We start from the raw sequence: 4,287 nt of genomic DNA on the forward strand, positions 1-4,287 counted from the left end.
CGAGGCCGGCTTCTGATCCCTTGCATCAAAAGACACCCCCCTGTCCTCACTCGATGTCCCAGAAAAATCAAACTGGCCCGGCTTTCGCAACAGGTCTCTTCTGACGCCACATCGTCAAAGATTTGGCGCAAAGCCGCTTCGACCGGATCAAACGCCATACCAGGCTTTGCCTTAGCGCCTGTGTCAGCCGATTGCTTACGCTCTGTCATTCCTGCCCCTGTTCATCCGCGCTCTTGGCTTGCAAATGGCACGCAGCAGCGGGCCGCCGTGCAATGCAACCTTGAAGTAAAGCCGATAGCCGGTCCAAGAGCCGAATGTGCAAAAATGTTCCGTGCCTATGGAACATTTTTTCCGAAGCGCCGCTTCAAGCACAGATGGAGGAGGCCTCAATGACGTTTCAAGCCGCAATCACCACCGAATTGCCATTCCTGCGCCGCTATGCCCGCACTCTCACCGGGTCACAGGCCGTTGGTGACGCTGCTGTCCGCGAAACTTTGGAGGCCATGATTGCTGCGCCCGATGAGTTCAACGAAGCGGTCAGCGTTCGCGTTGAGCTATACCGGATTTTTCACAAGATCTGGACGGACTCGTCGCTGCGCCCGATCGATATTCCCGGTGCCATCGTCGGCGCGATGCCGCGCGGGCTGCGTAAATCGCTGCTGCTGACCACCATCGAAGGCTTCACCCCCCATGACGCCGCCTACATCCTCGGCATTGATGCCCACGAAGTGGAGCACAATGTGAGCCAGGCGCGCGAAGCCATCCATTCCATGCTGTCAGCCAAGGTGATGATCATCGAGGATGAGGCGATCATCGCCCTGCACCTGAAATCGCTGCTGGTCTCGATGGGGAATGATGTGGCGGCCATTGTCCGCACCGAAAGCGAGGCGATTGCCGCAGCCCAGCAGGTTCAACCCGAATTGATCCTGGCCGACGTCAACCTCGCGGATGGTTCAAGCGGGATTGATGCGGTCGCTCATATCCTCAAGGACATTACCGTTCCCGTCATCTTCATCACGGCATTCCCCGAAAAACTGCTGACCGGCGACGGGGTCGAGCCCGCCTATGTCATCAGCAAGCCGTTCAATCCCGATGATGTGGTGGCAACCGTGTGGCAGGCGCTGCTGGTTGCGCGCGAAACGGCGGCGATTGCAGAATATTCGTAACGCCGGCTGCGGTCGGGATGCCAGCACCGCGTGGGGCTGGTGAATTGCGACTGAGGGGCGTCCGGCACAGTCAAGAAAGTCTCAGGACCAATGCCCGAAACCCCAATGTCGCGCCCATTATCGCGCCCATCGTCGCGATTACCGGCCATCGTCGAGGCCGTGGTTCGGGCCAGGCACGGATTGTCATTCACGCGTCCGTGGCTGCCCCTCACCGCCGGCTTGCTGATTGTGGTGGTGGTGGGGTTTCTGACGGGCCGGACGCTCGACCAGTCCCAAACCTATGACGACGAAGTGCGCCGGTCCCTGGTTGCCTTGAGTTCGGTTGATGCGGTATTGCTGGCCGTGCTGGAGATGAACAACGCGCAGCGCGGCTATATCCTCAGCGGTGACGAGGCCTTTGCCACACGCTACCGGTCCGAACGGACCAGCCTTGATACTGACTTGCGAAAAATGGCCGCAATCCTGCCAGCTAGCGGCGCATCTGCCGAGACCATCGGCCTGTTTGAAACCGCGCTGGACCGGCGGCTGCGTTCTTTTCGGCAGATCGAGAATGAGATCAGCAGGGGCAATCTGGCAGAAGCGAGAGTCCAATCTTCTGAAGCCCGAATGCAGACCGATAATGTCCGCCGGACACTGGCAATTATCAAGACGCAGATCTTCAACAGCCTCGCCCGGCAGGAAAAAACATCCCGCAAGAGCCGTAGTCAGACCAAATTGCTGACCAATGCGGGCCTGCTGAGTGCCAGCTTGCTGATCCTTATTTCCATCATTTTGCTGGTGCGCCGCACGAATGAACTGGAAGGCGCCAACGCCGAAATCCTCGGTATGGCCAGCGGGCTTGAGAAACGGGTCGCCGAGCGCACGTCCGAACTGGCCGAAGCGAACGAGGAAGTGCAGCGCTTTGCCTATATCGTCAGCCATGATCTGCGCAGTCCGCTGGTCAATGTGATGGGCTTCACCGCCGAGCTTGAAGATGCGCAGCGCACCATGGCGGATTTCGTCACGGCGAGTCCAGCTGATGGCGCGCCCTCGTTACCGGACGAGGTTCGCACGGCTGTGATGCAGGACATGCCAGAGGCGATTACCTTTATTCGCTCGGCAACCAACCGGATGGACCGGCTCATCAAGGCAATCCTGCAAATCTCGCGCGAAGGGCGCCGGACACTGGCGGCAGAGCCGATCGATCTGAACCTCCTGTTGGCTGATCTGCAAAACTCGCTGAACGGCCAGCTCGACGCGGTTGGTGCTGAAATCACTGTCGGCAATCTGCCGCAGGTGTCGAGCGACCGTCTGGCGCTGGAACAGGTGTTCGGCAATCTGCTCGACAACGCCATCAAGTACCTGCGCCCCGGTGTTCCCGGCCGGATCACGGTCGAAGGGGAAACGACATCAGGCAAGGCGGTGATCTCGATCCGCGACAATGGCCGCGGCGTTGCCCCGCGCGACCAGCAGCGGATTTTTGAACTGTTCCGCCGCGCCGGCGAACAGGACCAGCCCGGCGAAGGCATTGGTCTTGCGCATGTGCAGGCATTGTTGCGGCGCCTTGGCGGGACCATCAAACTGACCAGCACCCCGAATGAGGGGAGCTGCTTTACCGTGACACTCCCCCTCTCTATGGCGCTGGTGAGACGATAGAGGAGGGGCAGGTAATGGCACCGAAAGAACACCACGAAGTCACGATTCTGATGATCGAGGATGACCTTGGTCATGCCCGGTTGATCGAGAAGAATATCCGGCGCGCAGGCGTGATGAACGAAGTCCTGCATGCTGCCGATGGCACGACCGCGCTCAAATATCTCAGCGAAGGTCTGACCACCCGGCAACGCCCGTTTCTGGTGCTGCTTGACCTGAACCTGCCCGATATGAGCGGCACGACAATTCTGGAGCATCTCAAGTCCGACCCCGCATTGCGGCGGTTTCCGGTGATCGTCCTGACGACCACCGATGACGAGCGCGAAATCCAGCGTTGTTATGATCTGGGCGCCAATGTCTACATCACCAAGCCGGTCGATTACGAGGATTTCACCACGGCGATCCGCCAGCTCGGCCTGTTCCTTGCTGTCATGCAAGTGCCGTCGGCGGACGATGCCGCGTGACACAGGAGACTGCGCGGCCACGGCTGCTGTTTGTCGACGATGATGAAAGCTTTGCGCGCCTTGTCAGCCGCAATCTGGCGCGCCTTGGCTTCGACGTCGTGCATGCCCCTGATGGCGAGAGCGGCCTTGCCAAGCTAAACACCGACCAGTTCGATATTGTTGCGCTGGATCATTACATGCCAAGCATGTCGGGCGAAGAAACCCTGGCGCGGATCATCGAACTGCCGACCCCGCCGCCCGTGGTGTTTGTGACGGCGTCTGATGAGTGTGCGGTGGCTGTCAACGCGCTCAAATCAGGCGCTGCGGATTATGTCATCAAGGATTTGAGCGAAGGGTTTTACGAACTCCTTGCAGCGATCCTGAACCAGGCTCTCGATAGCGCGCGGATGCGCCGCCAACAGGAATTGGCGCAGGCTGAGGTCGAAATTGCGCGCGAACGGGCGGAATTGCTGCTGAAAGAAGTCAACCACCGGGTCGCCAACAGCCTGACGCTGGTGGTATCAATGGCGCATTTGCAGGCAGGCGCGCTGCCGCGCGGCGAAGCGCGTGAGGCGGTGGAGGATTTCGCCACGCGGGTCTATGCCATCGCGCAGGTGCACAAACGGCTGTATACCTCGCAGGATATTCGCACGGTATCGCTCCAGACCTATCTGGCCGAACTGGTGCGCGACCTGCATCGCAGCATTGCTTGCCAAAAGGCGCTGACCCGCATCACGTTCGATTGCCCGCCGCTGGGTGTCAACATCGACCGGGCGATCTCGATCGGTGTGATCCTGTCCGAACTCATCACCAATGCCAGCAAATACGCCTATGTCGGTGACATGAAGGGCGAAGTGCGGGTGCGGCTGGAATGCGAAGATCCGGGCGAGGCGCGGCTGGTGGTCGAGGATGATGGGGTCGGCCTGAGCGACACAGCGCCCAAGGGAACGGGTGTCAATGGACACCCAGTGTTACGAGCTAAGGCGACACCCAGTGTTACGAGGTGTCTCGTTGTGACCGTGCGATGATTTCAGGGGCGGGGAGCA

Annotated in this window: 5 protein-coding genes; 4 read left to right on the plus strand and 1 reads right to left on the minus strand. The window is 59.8% G+C overall.

Going from position 1 to position 4,287, the window contains the following annotated elements; all coding sequences use genetic code 11:
- Positions 1 to 209, minus strand: a 209-nt coding sequence (locus C0V72_RS16690) for a hypothetical protein (RefSeq protein ID WP_233999990.1), incomplete at its 3' end; no start/stop codon positions are given.
- Between the two features lie 180 nt (positions 210 to 389).
- On the opposite strand from C0V72_RS16690, the gene C0V72_RS15760 reads away from it, so the two are divergent.
- From C0V72_RS15760 to C0V72_RS15775, 4 genes are all read left to right on the plus strand, one after another.
- Positions 390 to 1,166, plus strand: a complete 777-nt coding sequence (locus C0V72_RS15760; RefSeq protein ID WP_172439070.1) for a response regulator — start codon at positions 390 to 392, stop codon at positions 1,164 to 1,166.
- 180 nt (positions 1,167 to 1,346) lie between these two features.
- Entirely contained in the window at positions 1,347 to 2,801 is a 1,455-nt protein-coding gene (locus C0V72_RS15765) for a sensor histidine kinase (protein ID WP_172439071.1), read from the plus strand.
- Positions 2,802 to 2,815: 14 nt separating this feature from the next.
- The gene (locus tag C0V72_RS15770; RefSeq protein WP_101795078.1) at positions 2,816 to 3,262 is read left to right on the plus strand and encodes a response regulator; all 447 of its coding nucleotides are present in this window, start codon (positions 2,816 to 2,818) and stop codon (positions 3,260 to 3,262) included.
- Positions 3,259 to 4,269 (plus strand): sensor histidine kinase, encoded by a 1,011-nt coding sequence (locus tag C0V72_RS15775; RefSeq protein ID WP_101795079.1) that lies wholly within the window; start codon positions 3,259 to 3,261, stop codon positions 4,267 to 4,269. The genes C0V72_RS15770 and C0V72_RS15775 overlap by 4 nt, the downstream gene beginning before the upstream one ends.
- The last annotated feature ends 18 nt before the right edge of the window (positions 4,270 to 4,287 follow it).

Source organism: Porphyrobacter sp. TH134, assembly GCF_002855495.1.
Lineage (GTDB): Bacteria > Pseudomonadota > Alphaproteobacteria > Sphingomonadales > Sphingomonadaceae > Erythrobacter.

Coding starts and splice junctions, on each gene's coding strand:
- C0V72_RS15760 (WP_172439070.1), top strand. CDS start 390: ATGACGTTTCAAGCCGCAATCACCACCGAATTGCCATTCCTGCGCCGC.
- C0V72_RS15770 (WP_101795078.1), top strand. CDS start 2,816: ATGGCACCGAAAGAACACCACGAAGTCACGATTCTGATGATCGAGGAT.